The sequence below is a fragment of the Acidobacteriota bacterium genome (genome assembly GCA_016196035.1).
In the GTDB taxonomy this organism is placed as follows: Bacteria; Acidobacteriota; Blastocatellia; order RBC074; family RBC074; genus JACPYM01.
In genome coordinates this window covers 46,521-63,583 of record JACPYM010000040.1, presented here as the reverse complement: position 1 = coordinate 63,583, position 17,063 = coordinate 46,521, and the positions used below count along the sequence as shown (strand labels likewise).

15 protein-coding genes are annotated in these 17,063 nt (G+C 58.5%); 3 read left to right on the top strand and 12 right to left on the bottom strand.

Translation table 11 applies throughout. The features are described 5' to 3' along the window. The first annotated feature begins 82 nt into the window (after positions 1–82). Both HY011_14000 and HY011_13995 read left to right on the top strand, forming a co-directional pair. Positions 83–1,408: an MFS transporter gene (locus HY011_14000; protein ID MBI3424043.1), complete on the top strand. Its 1,326-nt coding sequence runs from the start codon at positions 83–85 to the stop codon at positions 1,406–1,408. Between the two features lie 14 nt (positions 1,409–1,422). After that, positions 1,423–3,327: a CRTAC1 family protein gene (locus tag HY011_13995; protein ID MBI3424042.1), complete on the top strand. Its 1,905-nt coding sequence runs from the start codon at positions 1,423–1,425 to the stop codon at positions 3,325–3,327. A gap of 38 nt (positions 3,328–3,365) precedes the next feature. Here the strand turns inward: HY011_13995 and HY011_13990 are convergent, their stop codons facing one another. From HY011_13990 to HY011_13950, 9 genes are all read right to left on the bottom strand, one after another. Continuing rightward, positions 3,366–4,079: a methyltransferase domain-containing protein gene (locus HY011_13990; GenBank protein ID MBI3424041.1), complete on the bottom strand. Its 714-nt coding sequence runs from the start codon at positions 4,077–4,079 to the stop codon at positions 3,366–3,368. Between the two features lie 45 nt (positions 4,080–4,124). Further along, positions 4,125–5,624: a hypothetical protein gene (locus HY011_13985; GenBank protein ID MBI3424040.1), complete on the bottom strand. Its 1,500-nt coding sequence runs from the start codon at positions 5,622–5,624 to the stop codon at positions 4,125–4,127. 271 nt (positions 5,625–5,895) lie between these two features. After that, positions 5,896–6,711 carry a response regulator transcription factor gene (locus HY011_13980; GenBank protein ID MBI3424039.1) on the bottom strand — a complete coding sequence of 272 codons (816 nt, stop codon included), beginning with the start codon at positions 6,709–6,711 and terminating at the stop codon, positions 5,896–5,898. Beyond that, positions 6,690–7,877: a histidine kinase gene (locus HY011_13975; protein MBI3424038.1), complete on the bottom strand. Its 1,188-nt coding sequence runs from the start codon at positions 7,875–7,877 to the stop codon at positions 6,690–6,692. The genes HY011_13980 and HY011_13975 overlap by 22 nt, the downstream gene beginning before the upstream one ends. 380 nt (positions 7,878–8,257) lie before the next feature. Beyond that, positions 8,258–8,779 (bottom strand): hypothetical protein, encoded by a 522-nt coding sequence (locus HY011_13970; GenBank protein MBI3424037.1) that lies wholly within the window; start codon positions 8,777–8,779, stop codon positions 8,258–8,260. Positions 8,780–8,954: 175 nt separating this feature from the next. Beyond that, positions 8,955–9,701, bottom strand: coding sequence for a TlpA family protein disulfide reductase (locus tag HY011_13965; protein ID MBI3424036.1), 747 nt, complete (start codon positions 9,699–9,701; stop codon positions 8,955–8,957). 21 nt (positions 9,702–9,722) lie between these two features. Beyond that, positions 9,723–9,869 carry a hypothetical protein gene (locus HY011_13960; GenBank protein ID MBI3424035.1) on the bottom strand — a complete coding sequence of 49 codons (147 nt, stop codon included), beginning with the start codon at positions 9,867–9,869 and terminating at the stop codon, positions 9,723–9,725. A gap of 5 nt (positions 9,870–9,874) precedes the next feature. After that, positions 9,875–10,879, bottom strand: coding sequence for a hypothetical protein (locus HY011_13955; protein MBI3424034.1), 1,005 nt, complete (start codon positions 10,877–10,879; stop codon positions 9,875–9,877). Positions 10,880–10,908: 29 nt separating this feature from the next. After that, entirely contained in the window at positions 10,909–11,454 is a 546-nt protein-coding gene (locus HY011_13950) for a protocatechuate 3,4-dioxygenase (GenBank protein MBI3424033.1), read from the bottom strand. A 195-nt stretch (positions 11,455–11,649) separates the two neighbouring features. On the opposite strand from HY011_13950, the gene HY011_13945 reads away from it, so the two are divergent. Then, positions 11,650–12,993 (top strand): hypothetical protein, encoded by a 1,344-nt coding sequence (locus HY011_13945; GenBank protein MBI3424032.1) that lies wholly within the window; start codon positions 11,650–11,652, stop codon positions 12,991–12,993. Between the two features lie 128 nt (positions 12,994–13,121). On the opposite strand, the gene HY011_13940 is transcribed toward HY011_13945, so the two are convergent. From HY011_13940 to HY011_13930, 3 genes are all read right to left on the bottom strand, one after another. Beyond that, positions 13,122–13,958 (bottom strand): amidohydrolase, encoded by an 837-nt coding sequence (locus HY011_13940; GenBank protein ID MBI3424031.1) that lies wholly within the window; start codon positions 13,956–13,958, stop codon positions 13,122–13,124. 74 nt (positions 13,959–14,032) lie between these two features. Next, complete coding sequence (locus tag HY011_13935) at positions 14,033–15,706, bottom strand: S41 family peptidase (protein ID MBI3424030.1); 1,674 nt, start codon at positions 15,704–15,706, stop codon at positions 14,033–14,035. A gap of 438 nt (positions 15,707–16,144) precedes the next feature. Beyond that, positions 16,145–17,044, bottom strand: a complete 900-nt coding sequence (locus tag HY011_13930; GenBank protein ID MBI3424029.1) for a phosphatidylserine decarboxylase — start codon at positions 17,042–17,044, stop codon at positions 16,145–16,147. Positions 17,045–17,063 lie beyond the last annotated feature (19 nt).

Below are 17,063 nucleotides of genomic sequence, written 5' to 3'. Positions count from 1 at the left end.
AACTTTGGCCTCACTGAATCTGAATAGCAGCGCACGAACACCCGTTGTAGCACACCGTTCCGCCAAGAACAGGACACCCTTTATGCATAAACCGCGACTAAGCTTTTGGCAGATTTGGAACATGAGCTTTGGCTTCATGGGCATACAGTTCGGCTGGGGGCTGCAACTGGCGAATATGAGCGGTATTTATTCCCAGCTTGGCGCCGAGCCTGACAAAATTCCGCTGCTCTGGCTGGCGGGGCCGATGACCGGCTTGCTCGTGCAACCGATCATCGGTTCGTTGAGCGACCGCACCTGGAACCGTTTGGGACGGCGGCGGCCTTACTTTCTGGTCGGCGCGCTTCTGAGTTCAATGGCGTTGTTTCTGATGCCCAATTCAGGCGCGTTGTGGATGGCCGCCGGCTTGTTGTGGGTGCTCGATGCCAGCATCAACGTTTCGATGGAGCCGTTCCGCGCCTTTGTCGCGGACAAGTTGCCCGAAGAGCAGCGCACGACCGGCTTTGTGATGCAATCGTTTTTCATCGGCATAGGCCAAACCGTCGCCAATGTGTTGCCATACTTGTTTGCCCGCCTTGGCGTCACCGGCACCACGGCCAGCGGCGTCTCGTTGACGGTCAAATACGCCTTTCAACTCGGCGCGTTGGCCTTTCTGCTCTGCGTGCTGTACACCGTGTTGACCACGCAAGAATACCCGCCCGAAGACTTGAAGGAATTCAACCGGCGCAAAGCCGAGCAGCGCGGTCTGGGCCACTTTCTGGCCGAAATCGCCGAGGCCGTCAAAGCCATGCCCGCGACGATGAAGCAACTGGCCGCCGTCCAAATCTTCACCTGGCTCGGTCTGTTTTGTATGTGGATGTTTTTCGGGTTGATGACTTCGTACCACGTTTTCAATGCGCCGAATGCGCAATCCGAGTTGTTCCGGCAAGGCGGCGAATGGACGGGCATTTGTTTCGCTGTCTATTCGGTTGTGTGCTTTATCGTGGCTTTTGCGCTGCCGAAATTTGCGGCTCTGACCAGTCGCAAGACAGTGCACGCTTTCGCGCTGGTGTGCGGCGCGGTCGGGTTGCTCTCAACCTATTTCATCCAAAATCAATACGTGCTCTTGCTGACGATGGTGGGCGTAGGCATCGCGTGGGCTTCGATCCTGTCTATGCCCTACGCTATTTTGTCGGGCGCGCTACCGCCAGAGCGGATGGGCGTTTATATGGGCATCTTCAATTTCTCGATTGTCATTCCTGAAATCGTGGCCTCGCTGACATTCCAGCCGCTGGTCAAACACGTCTTTCAGAACAATCCGCTCTATGTGGTGATGCTGGGCGGCGCGAGTATGTTGGTGGCGGCGCTGTTGGTCAGCCGCGTGCGTGAACATTACGCTGAAGTGGTCACGCTGAAAGAAGCCACGGCATAAGCGGTGAAAGTGCAATGCGAATTCAACCAAGAAGCATTTTGTCATTTAGCAACCAGCTTAGAACCCGTCAGAATCTGAGCGCCGCTCTGGGAGCGCAAGCATCCTTGCTTGCTATCAAAGAAGCCGCGCGGCGTTCCGTTTCCCTCGCTTTACGAAAATCGGGGACGGAGCTAAGGAAGCTGCGCGGCTTTTCTTTTTGCAGGCGAGACGCCCGCGCTCCCAGGGAAGGCGTCGTGCTCTTTTCATTCGTATTTCTTTGCTTGATCGTTGGGCTGCTCAGTGTTGCCGCCAATCCGCAACCATCAACGCCCCAGGGCCGCCCGCCGCAATTCACCGACATCGCCGCGCAAGCGGGCCTGACCTCTCCCAGTCTTTACGGTGCGCCGCTCGCCAAACGCTACATCATCGAAACCAATGGCTGTGGCGTCGCTTTTTACGATTACGATAAAGACGGCTGGCTGGACGTGCTGGTGTTGAGCGGCACGCGGTTGGAAGGCAATGAACAAGCGACGAATCGCCTCTATCGCAACAATCGCAACGGCACGTTTACCGACGTGACCGCCAAAGCCGGACTGACGCGCACCGGCTGGGCTTCGGGCCTGTGCATCGGCGATTACGACAACGACGGCAACGACGATTTGTTCATCACGTATTGGGGCGCGAACGTGCTTTATAAAAATAACGGCAACGGCACGTTCACGGATGTCACAACCAAAGCCAAACTGGATTTTGCCGGCACACGCTGGGGTTCAGGCTGCACGTTTATTGATTATGACCGCGACGGCAAGCTCGATCTGTTCGTCTCGAACTATCTCAGCTTCGATTTGAAAACCGCGCCGGTGCCGGGCGTCTCGGCCAATTGCGCGTGGAAGGGCATCCCGGTGAATTGCGGGCCGAAGGGGTTGCCCTACGCGCGCAACTGGCTCTATCACAACAACGGCGACGGCACGTTCAGCGATGTCTCGGAAAAATCCGGCATCAGCAAAGTCTTCGAGCGTTACCCGATGACCGCCGTGGCCGCCGATTTCAACGAAGACGGCTGGCTGGATTTGTACGTCGCCTGCGATTCAACGGCCAGCATTCTGTATCGCAACAACGGCGACGGCACTTTTACTGACGTCGCGTTGGAAAGCGGCGCGGCTTATAACGAAGACGGCCAGCCGCAAGCCGGGATGGGCCTGGGGCTGGGCGATTATAACAACGACGGCCATCTGGATATTTTCAAAACGCACTTCGCCGATGACACGCCGATCCTTTATCGCAATGTTGGCAAAATGATTTTTGAAGATGTGACGATGTTCGCGGGCTTTGGCGCGGCGACGAAATACGTGTGCTGGGGCGCGGGGATGCCCGATCTCGATAACGACGGCTGGCCCGATGTGGCCTTCGTCACCGGCAACGTTTACCCCGAAGTCGAGCAGCATTTCAAAGAGTATCCGCACCGCAGCCCGCGCGTCGTCTTCCGCAATCTGGGCAATGGCAAATTCGCCGATGTCAGCCAAGTGAGCGGCCCCGGCGTGCTCGCGCCGCACAGCAGCCGGGGCGCGGCCTTCGGCGACTTTGACAACGACGGCGACCAGGATTGGCTGGTGATGAATATGAACGAGCCGCCTTCGCTGTTACGCAACGCTTACGACGGCAAAAACAACTGGCTCAAAATCAAAACCGTCGGCGTCAAATCCAATCGCACCGGCCTGGGCGCGCGCGTCGTCGTGACTGTGGGCGAACGCAGCCAAACGCAAACCGTGCTGAGCCAGAGCAGCTATTATTCGCACGATGATTTGCGCCTGCATTTCGGCTTGGGCGACAAGGCCAAGGCCGACCGCGTCACGATCTATTGGCCGAGCGGACAGGTGGATGTGTGGAAAGACGTGGCGGCGCGGCAGGTTTTTGTGGCCAGAGAAGGACAAGGGAAGTAGCCACTGGCAACGCCACCTCACGCTCTTCCGCAAAAGCCCTAGCTGTCGCCTGCGGCGCGCCCGGCGGGTTTCTGGAAGATCAGGCAGTACATCTGCTTGCCATACTCCGCGTCGTAAAACCCTGGGCGGCTTTCTTTGAAGACGAAGCCGCCGTGCGTGACTTCTTCGCGCACCAAGTCCGCCGGAATGACGTGCAAGCGGTGATATTCGGTGCGGGGTCTGCCCGCTGGGCCTGCGCCGTCAATCAGCACCAAGCGCCCGCCGGGTTTCAACGCGCGAAACACGGCTTGCAGCGTTTGGTCGTATGCGCGGAATTCGTGATAGCTGTCCACGATCAGCACGGCGTCCAAGCCATCCAGCAAATGCGGGTCGGCGCTCTCACCCTGAATCGGTTCGATTTGCGGCAGCTTTTCCTGTTCCTGCCGCGCCCGCAATTTCTTGAGCGCGGCTTCGTCAATGTCCACCGCATAAACCCTACCTTCAACGCCGACGCGCGCGGCCAGGTGAAAAGTGAAATAACCGGAGCCGCAGCCGAGGTCGGCGACGCGCTGGCCGGCTTTGGCGCCCAAGGCATCCAGCACTTCGGCAGGCCGTTGCCATTCATCGCGCTGGCGGTCGCGTTCGGTTGGGCTTGGTTGAGGCTCGTTCTGTCCCGCGCTTCGACGTTGTTGCCCGAACGTGGCGCCTGTCCATTGCAAAGCAGTGACAGTCAGCAAAACAAACACAGCGAAAAATGCCTTGTCAGCTTTCATTTCGTGATCCCTCGTAAATTGCATTGGTGGTTGGTTGCCGCGCGCTCATTTGCGCACGCGTCTAAAAGTGAACGCCGGCAGTAGCGGTTTCGTTCCGTCGGGCAGCCTGAACTCGACGCCGCCAAAGCGCATCTTTCCGGTGAGCGTATCGCCTGTGCGTGTGCCTTCGTAAAGGATCACGCCACGCGGGCGCATGCCATTCATGTAGCCGAAGTTCAGCCCCGCCGGAGTGAGGCGCAAATGTTCGACGCGCCGGATGCGATAAGCAGCGGGCAGCTTGGCGTCTTCGACTTCGGCAACGACACGCCCAGCCACGACTTTGATGTGCAAGGTTAAGCGGGGAACCGCCGATTCGCCCGGCTGGCGCTGTTCGTCGCCAACCCAATCGCCGATGTAATCGCGCGCTTCTTCCGGTGTGGGGAACGGCGTGGCCAGCAATCCTTCCACCGTTTCAGCCGGCGGTGGGCGGCGTTCGACGGCGGCAATTTGCGCCAGCAATTCGGCACTGTCTGCTGGCGCGCCATAGCCTGCCGCAAGTGTGTTGTAGGCGGCGCGCGCCGCCGCGCCGCGTCCTTCGAGCAGCAGGTCTTCGACGACGTTCTGAATCAGCTTGCGCGGTGGAATCACTGGTGCGCCCAACGCGGCGCCGACTTTGGCGTAATACGGCAGGATGCTCGTCGTGGGGTAGATTGGCGCGGCTAGCATGGAGTAATCGCTGAACGCCTCGCGCAAGCCGAGATACATCGCAAGCATGCCGATAGACTCATGCGACTCTTTCGGCTTGAGCGATTCGCGGTGAAGCTGCCACGACACGGGCGCGGCGGCGGCCAGTGCCTTCCATGTCTCGTCTGTCCAGCCGAAACGCGCTTCGAGCGAAACGTAGCGTAGCGGTGTGGTGGCGGATTTGGCCCGCGCGATCAATTGCTTTACCAGCCAGTCGTCGTCGAGATGAGTCGGCGTATCAATGGCCACCACGGCACGATAGCTGGAGCGCGTGGCCGCCGCATACGTCACGAGAATGCCGCCGGAAGAATGCCCGATGAACGTGCGCGGTGCGCCGCCGCGAAACTGGCGCTCAACGGCGGGCAATAGTTCTTTTTCGATGAAGTCCAGAAAGCGGTCGCCGCCTTCGTTGCGGCTGCTGCCGCTGACTGAAAGGCCGGGCGGCGTCAGGTCGCGCAAGCGTCCGTCCAGCGGGTCAAGGTTCGGGATGGCGACGATCACCGATTCGGGAATCTGGCCGTTGCGGCTGAGTTCGTGGCTGACGGCGGCGGCAGGCGGCACGTTCGCCTCGCCATCGAGCACAAGCGTCACGGGATAGCGGCGGTCGGGCGCGCTGTGCGTGTATGAAACCGGCAGCACGATATAGATGGGCCGCGTCTCTTTCAAAATCGCCGAAGTGATTTGAAACGCCTGTGCCCCAGCGCCGCGCGAGTCGCGGATTGTCTGTCCGGGTGCGGCAATTAACGTTGGCGGTTCCTGTGCTTGATAGCTTGCTGCCAGCAGACACACCACAACCAACGCCCAATGTGATTGAGTCTTCATTGTTTGCTCTCCTTGTCCCGATGAAGTTTTTCTAGTCCCACCGGATTTTGTGGTTTGGTGTTTTCCAGCGCCAGCGGCGCGAAATGTTTATAGCAACCAGCCAAATCTAGGCGCTTAGCTCCGTCAGGAGCGACATCTGAGCGCCGGCAGATACCGCCCCGCTGGGGCTCGCGTGCCTTTTCGCACTCCAACTATAAACATTTCGCCCCGCCGGGGCTGTCACCACAAAATCCGATGTGACCAGAAGTTTTTGAAGTGGTTAGAACTACGTTCAGCGTGCGCCAGCGACCAGCCATTGCTCCAGCCAGTCTTTGCGGCTGCGGCTCAGCTTTAACTCTGTGCCGTCGCGCAAAATAACCAGGTGCTCGCCATTGAAATGCGGATGCAGTTCCTTGATGCGATCCAGATTGACGATGGTCGAGCGATGAATCCGCGCGAACTGTTCGGGGTTCAAACTCGCCTCCAATTCGTTCATCGTCTGGCGCAACAGATACGCTTTGCCGCCGACGTGCAGCCGGATGTAATTGTCATACGCCTCGATCCAGTCAATTTCCTCAGTGCGCACAAAGATCACGCGGCCTGTCGTCTTGACCATCAGCCGTGTCAGGTAACGCGGCGCATCTGTTTTGAGTTCGCGCGTACCCAGCAACTGCATCAGCTTCTGTCCGAGTTCGCTCGCGTCCTGTTGCGCGATTTGCCGTTTCGCTTGTTCGAGCGCCTTGCGAAAGCGTTCGTCGCTGAACGGCTTGAGCAGGTAATCGAGCGCGCTGACCTCGAAGGCCTGCAACGCATATTGATCGTATGCCGTGACAAAAATGATGACCGGCAGCGGCTGTCCGGCTAGTTGATCCAGCACGGCGAACCCGTCCAGTTCCGGCATCTGCACATCCAGAAAAATCAAATCTGGTTGCCAGGCGCGAATGCTGGCAACGGCCTCTTTGCCGTTGCCGCACTCTTTGACCCACTCAATTTCAGGATCGCGTTTGAGCAGCGCGCGCAAATTGCGCCGCGCGGGCGGTTCATCATCCACGATCAGCACTTTGAGCTTTTTGTCGTTGTTATTGCTCACGATGTTTGCGCGGCGCATTCAGCGGCAGCCCGCCACGGAATAGACACGCGCGCCTCGACGCCGCCTTGCGTGCGATTGTGTATGTCGAACTCGAAGTCCGTGCCGTACATTTGCCGCAGTCGCGCTGCTGTATTCGCCAGCCCCAAGCCTTGTGCTGTTGCCAGCCGCCACTGTTCGGGCAAGCCGACGCCATCGTCGCACACGCGCAATACCAGCCGCCCGTTGGTTCGCTGCGCTGTCAACGAAACCGAACCGGGCGCGGCGCGCGGTGCCAACCCGTGCCGAATGGCGTTTTCAACCAGCGGCTGCGTGATCAGATTCGGCACCAGCGCCTCCAGCGTTTCCGGCGCGGCCTCAACACGCACCTGCAAGCGATCCGAAAAACGCATCTGTTGCAGTTTCAAATACAGCTCTAGCCATTCCAGTTCCTCGCGCAAACGCACTTCCTGCTTGCCCGCGTTATCAAGCGTCTGGCGCAACAGGTCGCTCAACCCCACCAGCATTTGCACCGCCGCCGCATTATCGTTGTCGCGCACCAAGCCTGTGATTCCGTTCAAGGTGTTAAAGAGAAAATGCGGATGCAGTTGCATCTTCAACATCTGCAACTGCGCCTGCGCCAGTTGCGTTTCAAGCTGCGAGGCGCGCAACTCGCGTTCGCGGAATTGCCGGTAGTAATCGAGCGCGCTGGCAAGGCCCAGCACTAGCCCATAAAACAGCGCGCTAGAAGGCATGGTTGATAACCACGAAGCTGCCATCCGCAAAACCAACATCCGCAACGGCAGGCCGCTGTTCATTTGCAGTATCAATTGCGCGATCACAAATCCCAGCACCACTTGCATCGCACACAACCCCGCTACCGCGAATACGTGCACAGGCACCGCCCATCGCAACGCAGTTCGCTCCAAGGGGAACCGGCGGCGCAGGCCCAGCACAATTGGTACCAGCGCTACCCACAAGGCCCAGGCAGACCATTGCGAAAGGAACAGCCACGCCGGCAGGTTGGCCGTTCCAGCCGGCAACGGGCCTCTCGTGCGAGGCAATTGGATGAAGGCGCCCGAAGAAGAAAGCGCCCCAAGCACGAACCAGCCCAACAGCAGCCAAACCCAGATGCGCCAACTCGCGCGCCCAAACCGTGAACTGGACGATGCGTTCCCCAAGCTTTGGTTGTTGTTCGATAATTTCATGTGGTGTTTACCGTTTAGTACGGCTCAAAAGATACCATCGGGCGGCTACGTGCGGTGTGGCTTTGTGGCGAGTGGCGGGAATTTTGCCGCGAAATGCAGCGGGCCAAGGCGTCGGCGGCTTTACTTCACCTTCATCACCAAAAACGTCAGATCGGCATAGGGTGCGCTGCTAGAAACCTTTTCTTGCTGTAAATCTTGCCGGGCTGGAAAGGGAACAAATGTTCAGAGTTCACGCTTCAGCGTGTCTGCTGGCCGCCACGCACACGCTGAAGCGTGAACTCTGAACTGCCGTCACCGGAAAATTTACCGCAAGAATCTTTTTGAAATAGTAACGGGGGGGCGAGCGAGCTGAGCTTTCAATCTCTGAGCCTTACAGTTGCTCATGCTCCCCGCACCGTGTTCTCACGTTGCCGCGCCAGCATCCAACACACCAGTAACGCCGCGCAGATCAAGGCGCCAAACCAACGCGCCGCGCCCCTTTCAAAGACCACCGTGCCGTTGAACAGAATAAAGACAAAGAAGCCATGCCATGCCGCCGTCAGCCACACCGGACGTTGCGCATAACTCGCGAGTCCTTGCGTCCACCAGATCAGCACATCCAGCATCCACAACAGCGTGAACGCATAGCTGACATACACGCCGCCGCCCCAATACCACCCAAACGTCGCACCGGTCTGCCGGGCGGTTTCGCGGTACGCCGCCCAATGGCTCCAGGCGTGATAGAACTGGAAGGCGCAGGCGACATGCACCAGAAAACAACCGCACCCCAACGTCCACGCCCAGCGCGCCGCGCGCAGCCAGGCTGGCCGTCCGTTGCTCAACAAAAAGGCCGCCGCGCCAATGGTGTAGCCGCTCAGCGCGAGCCAAATAAACACGCGTGTCAGGAGTTCGCCGGTTTGCATAGTGCCGGGGATTTTACACGAAACCTTGATGAAGCCGGGGATGAAGCCTGGGTACGCACCGCTTCCAGCGTGCAGACGTGGCGAAGGACGGATTAGGGCCAACAGGGTGACCTGCGGGCCTTGCTCCGCCTCTGCCCACGCCTGCACGCAAGGATGCGTGCGTACCCAGGCGAACTCAGTTCTTCAGCAATGTGCCCAACAAGCGCCCCACCTGGGCGTGCAAATCTTCGGGCGCGCCATAAAAGATGGATACCGTCTGGCCGTGCCGATCGAAGACGTACATTGTCGGCACGCTCGTAATCGTGCCGAAGGGTTTGATCAACTCTTCCTTGCCCAGCACGAATTGCACGGGCAGTTTGCGCGGCCCCATTCGTTGTTCGATGAGTTGCCGGACTTCGGCCTCTTCCGATTCGACCGAGATCGCCACAACGCTGATCTGATCGCCATAACGCTGTTTGACCTCGCCCAGCCATTGCAGCGTCGAACGGCAGGGGCCGCACCAGGTGGCCCAAAACTCTACGATCACGACGCGGTTGCCGAGCGTCGTGGAATCCACTGTGCCGCCGTCCAGGCTAGGCGCGGTGAAAGCAGGCAGCGCCGTCAATTCGCCCAATTCGGTAGAACCGTCAGACGGATTTTGCCCGGCGCGTTTGAGCGCGGCACGATCACGTAGAGCCAGCTTGAGCATGCGCGTCAAATCCTGTTTGAACTTTTCGTGGTTGGCCGGTTCGCGCCAGGGCGTGTATTTGCCTTGCTCGCCCATCCAGCCGAAATCGTTGGGCTTGGCAATGAGCACGTCGTCCACAAAAACAACCGGGTAGCGTTTGATGCCGAAGCGCGCGGCGAGTTTTGACGTGCCCCAATTCTCGTTCACGAAGCGCGCCTGACCGGGGAAATCCTGCAAGACGGTCTTGACCAGCAAACTTGCCGGGTCAGAGAGGCTTCAGGTGTACGGCCAGCGCACCAGCGTGACAGTGATGGGTTTGGGCGTTGCTTTGACGCCGGGTTTTTTGCGGTTGGTTTGAGCAGGGGCGGCCAGACTGAACGTCAGCACGGCGGCCAGCGCCAGCAGGATGGTTCGCAGCTTCATTCGTGTTACTCCGGGATTAGTTGGAAATAGCGCGGCAGCACTTCGTGCAAAAGTACGGCGGCTTGTTTCAAGTTGTCGGGCGAGGCCGTGGACAGCGCGCTCTGGGCGACTTCCCAATACATCTGCGCCAGGCTGTCATCGCGCTGGCGCGCGGCCATTTGCGTTTGGAAAGCCGCGCTCTTGGTTTGCAATTCGACGAGCGTCGGCGGTGTTTCAAGTGCTTTGAGCACGCCCAACACGCGGCGCGCTTCCAGGTACTGAAGCAGCGCGCCGGCGTAGCGCCGTTCCTGATTCAGTTCTTGCGCGGTTTTGAGCGTGGCGTTGAGCTGGTTGTACAGATCTTGCTCGGCGGCGACATTGGCTTGGCTATAAGCGGCGAGGATGTCTTGCTCAAGCTCCGCCAACGCGGGTGCGAGCGAGCGCGGCGTAAAGGCCGGACGTGTTTTGCTGTCTGGCAAGGCAGCGCTAAAACGGGCGAACGCCAGGCTGCCTAGCGCCTGGCCAAGGTAATACAGGCCCGAGGCGATGCTGTCTTCGCGCGAGAATAACCGCCCGGCTAGATAGAGCGGCTTGATCTTGGTGAGCGCGGCTTCGCTCAAGGCGCGCGCGGCCAGACTCGCGTGCAAATTGGGCCGCGCCGCCAGGCGTTTTTCACCGGCAGTCAACGCCGCGCCCGCGCGTTGCCATTCGGCGTCAAAGGCCGCCAGTCCGCCCTGGGCGAGAGCTTTGTGCGTCGCGCCATATTGCAAGGCCAGCAACTGCGGCGTGCCGCGCTGCAAGCGGAAGAGCGTGGCGAAGGTACGGCCTGCTTTCAGGTCCTGTTCAGCTTGCTCCAGCATTGGCCGAAACGCGGCGGCGTCATTTTCAGCCAAGCCGCTTAACGCCTGCTTCAAGCGGGCGATTTCATCCGCGATAGGGTTGCCGCTGTCCTGCGCGGCGCAAGAAATACCCAGCCACAGCGCGAGGCAGGCCCCGCAGATAGGTTTACGGAGTAGATAAATACACTGCATTGAACGCTCCTTCATTGCTGCTGATTGGCTTACTTCCGCAGCGTGACGTTTTGTGTGCAACGCCAGCCGCCTTGTGCTTCACGTGCCAAGGGGCGGATGGAAAACGCGCTGTCTTCCTGCGCGGCCCTGGTGCGGATGTCGGCGCTGATCTTCGGATCGCCTTCAAACACGATCTCGAAGACGCGCTCCTGATAGCCCGGCGCGTTGACGTGGTAATGAATATGCGCGGGTGGGCCATTGCCCGGATAGGGCGCGGGTTTGATCGTGCTGTATTCGTAACGGCCTTGCGCGTCGGTGCGCATGTAGCCGCGCAAACGCGGATTGCGGTTGTCGTCTTTGGGGCCGGGCGTGTAATGCCCGTTGACATCGGTGTGATAGACATACACCGAGGCATTCGCTAGCGGTGTTTTGCCGTCCGCGCCAAATATCACGCCAGACACGGTCAACCGCTCGCCCGGCTCTTCTTTGGTCGCAATCGTGATCTTGGACGGCGCATTCTTTTCCGCCACGGTGGGCGCTTGTGGAACGGTAAAAAGTGACAGTGAGAACACCATCAGCAGCGCAAACAATTTCATAGATGCCTCCGAAGTTTCTCCTGGATGGAAATACACGGTTTTGGTTGCGGGTCAGGCGCGCGAGCCAGGCTTGCCGCTGGCTGTGAGACGCAGTGCTACGAGGGGAACTGAGCCGACCATTGCATTGGCGCATGTGCGCCAGTTGCGCTAGTCTATCGGCTCAATTCACAGCTTCATAATTCGGATGTACGCGGTATGTTTGCAACAGCAGTTTGGAGATCGCTACTCATTACGGCCACCCTGCTCGCCGGGTTTCAATCAATTGCGGCGCAGGAAGACCCCAACGGACAATATGTGGTCATCGCCTCGGCGACGCTCAATGGCGAGACGCGCGAAATCAGCGCGCCGATTGAACCGAGCGTGTTGCGGCTCTTTTTCAACGTCCAGACCCAGGGCGAAATCAAATGGGAAATCATCTCGCCCCTTGGCAAACCGGCGCAGTTGAATGGCGGCAACGTCAGCAGCAGCGAAGCTAATGGCAAGCGTTCGGTGGCCATTTGGGATCCGCGTCCGGGTTTGTGGAAAGTGCGGCTCACCGGGACGGGGTTCTATAGCCTGAACGTCATTTCACAGAGCGAAATCTATGCCTGTTGTATGAATGTCGTGGGGCGGCAATTGCAACCGCTCGAAAAAGTGCAGGCCGCGCGCGGCAGCCGCTTGCAGGCGAACGTTTATGTTTCGGGCGCCAATCTGGAACTGGTGAATTTCATGCTGGTCAACGAACAGAATGAAATCATCGGCCCCTTGCGCTTTCGCCAGGGAGATTTTTCCAACCCCACCAACTTCTTCGTGCTGATCGAAGTCCCGGCGCAACCTTGCCGCGTGATGGTGCGCGGACGCGAACAGAGCGGCGCCAGCTTTCAACGCATCTATCCGCAATTGATCGTGCCCACCGTCACGGCCAGCGCTACGCCCGAAGCCGCCTCACCCACGACCACGCCCGTCGGCGTTGCTGTGGCGGAAGCGCCGGAACGCATGACTGAAGGGGATTACCGCATCATTCGCGCCCAGATCGTGAGTTATACCGACGAACTGCTGTTGACGGAAAGCGGCAACCCGGTGGGTATGCGTTTGCGCTATACCGTGCGCTTTCCGGTGGATGGCTATTATGCGCCGCTGCCGAATCTGTACCCCGAACGCATCGGCAACGGTTATACGGGAGCGCTGAGCATGCGCTTGATCCGCAGCACGGTCGCGCCGCAACCCGAAGGCATCACGCAACCGCAGCAGGTGCTCTATGCTGGGCGCACCATTTACAAACGCGATCAGCCTTATGAATTCACCGTGGATTTAGTCCCGAATTATGTGGTCTATAACGAACAGCAGAAGAAATACTGCTTGCAAACGCGCGCCTTCTCGCAGGGCGACATGCGCGAGCGCTTTGACCGTGAAGTGAAAGGCGAGGCGCGCCTCCGCTATCGTTTTTCGATTTCGGGGACGGATTACGACGGTCGTCAACCGACGTTGACCGAAAAAGGCTATGCGCCGGGCGTGTGGTTTACGAGTTTGTTGAAAGAGGGCGCGGTGGAATGCCAGTGAGGCTCAGACTTCAGACCTCAGACCTCAGACCTGATGCAGGTCATTTCTAACTCAATACTTTTGAGCATCACTGATTTTTGACGGATAAAAGGTCTGAGGTCTGAGGTCTGAAGTCTGAGGTCTGAGGTCTAAATCCTATAAATTCGCTCGGCATTCGTTTTGAAAAGTTTCTGCCGCTGTTCTTCGCCTGCGTCTTTCGTCAAATCCAGTAATGCATCGGCCCACTGTTTCCAGGTTCCCTTGAGCGTGCAGACCGGCCAGTCGCTACCGAACATCACACGATCCCAACCAAAACAATTGATGACGCTTTCGATAGCCGGGCGCAACTCTTCCGCCGTCCAGTCGGGGCTGGCGTTGGTGATCGCGCCGGAGACTTTGCAAACGACGTTGGGGTAGCCAGCGAGTTCAGCCAAGTCGGTGCGCCATTGCGCCAGGTCGTTTTCGGCAATGCTCGGGTTGCCGATGTGGTCGAGGATGAAGGACACGCCGGGACATTCTTTGACCAGCCGAATTGCCAGCGGCAGTTGACGCGCCAACACGCAAATATCAAACGACAGATGGTGCGCTTCGAGCAGGCGCAGATTGGGCACGAAACAGGGCGTCAGCGAAACCTCGTCGGGCACGACGTGCAGGATGCGGCGCAGGCCTTTGAGATTGGGATGCCCGGCAATTAGTGCGAGGTAGTCTTTGAAATCTTCGTGTTCCGGGCGGCAACAGGCGATGACGCCGGCCAGCGGGTTGTCGGGCTGTTCGGACAGGCGCAGGATATGTTGCGTCTCACCCAGCATATCCGGCTCATCCACGTCGCATTCCAGGTGCACCGTCTTGACGACGTCGAAGCCCCCTGTGGCCGCGTAGTAATCGGCTAGACGAAAGCTGCGATTGAGCACCGGCTGACTCGCCGTCCAGGAATACTTGAATAAATCCAAATCCCAAAGGTGTTGATGTGTGTCTACGATCTGCATCACTGGTTCCTACGAAAGAAAAGGCGGCTGGAACTTTCCAACCGCCTTGGTCTGCGTTGATTGTTTGCTCCGCGTTAGCGCCGGTTCATCGCGTTCGATTTGGTGCGCGCCTTGTCATAGAGCGCGGAGGCGTTGGGCATCTCCTGGATGGCACGTTGCAGTTGCAAGTCCAAATCGGAAATGACCTGCTTGGCGCGATCCTGGCCATAGGCGGCATTGAGCACTTCTTCGCGCACGAACTTGCGCGCCCAAATCTTGTTGTCTTCGATTTCGGCGGGCTTGATGGCGAAGTCGGAATGCTCTTTGGCGAACTTGTTCATGTATTCGCTCCAGGCTTTGAGCACTTCATCGTTGACCAGATATTCACTGCCTTTGAGCTTGCTGCTGAAATCCATGCCGCCGAGTTTGTACTGATTGACGCCAGGGATTTGCCCGTTGATGAGTTGCGCGACAAAGAGCCACGAACCCGTGAAGAGTTTTTGTTGCGCGGGCGTCAGGATGTCGGTGAATTCGACTTTGACATCCGGTTCGATGCCGCCGCCGCCATAGACCTGACGGCCTGTGTCAGTTTGTTTCAACTCGGCTTTCGGCCCGGCTTCGACTTTGCCATTCGCGTTGCGCTTGGCGTAATAATCGAACAGCGAACCATTCGAATAATCGCGCTGAATCAGACGTCCGCTGGGCGTGTAGTAATGCGCGATGGTCAAGATCAAGCCGCCGCCGTTCATCGTCGGGAAGATGCGTTGCACCAGCCCCTTGCCAAAACTGGTTTCGCCCACGATCAAGCCCCGGTCGTGATCCTGCACCGCCCCCGCCACGATTTCAGAGGCCGAAGCTGTGTTGCCGTTGATCAACACCACCAGCGGGAAGTTTTCGCTCGCGCCGGTTTCGGCAAAGGCCGATTGATCATTGGCTTTATTGCGTCCGCGCACCGAGACGATGGTCTGGCCGCGTTGCAGCAGTTTGTCAGCGACCAGAATGCCTTGTTCCAGATAGCCGCCGCCGTTGCCGCGCAAGTCGAGGATGAATTGCGTGGCGCCCTGCTCGCGCAATTCGGCGATGGCGTTGGCCATCTCCATCGAGGTCGTGGATTGGAAATTCTTGGTCAGCCCGATGTAGCCGATATTCGGCTTGATCAGGTAGTAGCTGGGAATCGAAGGCAGCGCGATCTGGTCGCGCGTGATGTCGAAGGTTTGCGGTGCTTCAACTCCGGGCCGTTTGATGGTCACGCGCACCTTGGTGCCACGTTCGCCCAATAACAATTCGCGCGTCTTGGTCGAATCCCAGTTGGCTGTGTCTTTGCCATCCACGTTGATGATCTGGTCGCCGTAATGCAGGCCAGCCCGGTACGCCGGGGAACCGTTGAAAGGTTCGGTAATATAGGTCGAACGCAGCCGGGTGCTAATGTAGGCCCCGATGCCGAAATAGCGGCTGTGCTGTTTGTCGTTGAATTCGCGGAAGGCTTTGGCGTCCATGTAATCCGAATGCGGATCGAGGACGTGCAGCATGCCCTGAATGGCGTATTTGGTCAGGTCGTCATATTCGCGGGGTTCGACGTAATTGGCGCGGATGACTTCCATCGCCTTTTCGTAATCCGCCGAAAGTTTTTCGCGGGTGATGAGGTATTGGCCATTATTGCCGCCAACTTTGATGTTCTGGGCTTGCGTGTTGCCAGGCCAACCCAGCAACGCGAAACTGACCGTCAAAGCCAATCCCAAACCAGCAATCTTGAGCCATCCGTATTTCACTACTTGCTCCCTTCAACTAATGCCCTTGTTTGGGCCTGCCACCCGGCTTGCGGGCGGCAACGTGATTTTGCAACTCGTTTTGGTCTCGCACGGCACGTCATGCAGCGACGCCTGCGAAAGTTTGCCCATAGTAGACAGGGCGAGCAGATTGTTCAAGTGCTAAGTCCGGCAGCCACTCCGGCTGAGGCAGAATTAGAGCCAGAGCCGAGCACTGGCTCCAGAAACTTGGAAACGGCGCTCATTTGCGGCGTGGGCGTAATTAGATCGGTTTTCTTTTGCGTGTACGGCAGGGCGCGCCGCACCGGGGCAGTACCGCGCGCGTCAGCAAGCGGCGCGTCAAGTACGGCGGACTGGTGCAGCGGCAAAGTCTCCGCTTGCTGACGCGCGCGGTACCGCCCCGCTACACGGTTTTTGACCTACACCGAAGCGAAACCCGATTTAATTCTTCGCTGTCGCCCGGCTGCCAATTTTTTCCCCATAACGCACCAAGGTTTCGATCCCTTTGGCCGAATAAGTTGCGATGTCGCCGTCCAGCTTCACGAGGCCGGGTTTGAAGAGCAGGATGGAGGTCGAGCCGCCGAATTCAAAATAGCCTTTTTCCTGTCCGCGCTGACAGGGGCCGCCCTGGCGTTGGTGTTGCACGATGCGGCCCACGCCGGTCGCGCCGACATCCACGTGAATGACGTCGCCGAAATTGTGGGTGTGCAAGACACAGGCTTCGCGCTGGTTTTCGCTGAAGACGGGCAACTGCCGCCAGATCGCCAGCGGATTGACGCTGCGGTAAAAACCCTTGATGACCGTGACCGGCGACTGTTCGCCATCATCAATATAGGCGAAGCGGTGATAGTCCACCGGGGCCAGGCGAAAGATCAGGCACAGGCCATCCAGGTAATCGGCGGCAAGGGTTGAACGCAGCAGTTCGTTGAGGGTGAAGGCGCGGCCTTTGACCGGCAACACGGTGTCGCGCTTGATTTCATAAGCCAGCAATCGTGCATCGGCGGGTGAAATCAGGTGCGCCGGGGTTTGATCAATCGGGCGCGCGTCGGCCTTGAGCTTGCGAATGAAAAAGTCGTTGAAGGAAGTGAACGAGTCGAGCGGGCGTTCCATTTCGGCGGTGTTGATGCCGTATTGTTCGACAAATCGTTTGATCTTCGCTTTGGTGAAGGTGCTGTGCTGCCAATGGGCATAGAGCGCCGTCGGCCAACGGTGTTTCAGCACCCTTTCGGCCAGCCAAAATCCTGTGCGGGTGCCAAACAGGAATTCCATCAAGCCTTGTTCAAACACGGTTTCGGTTTCGAGGGTTTGCGTCCGGCGGTTGAAAAGCGGGATGTCATGCATAGCGCCTATCTAAACGTAA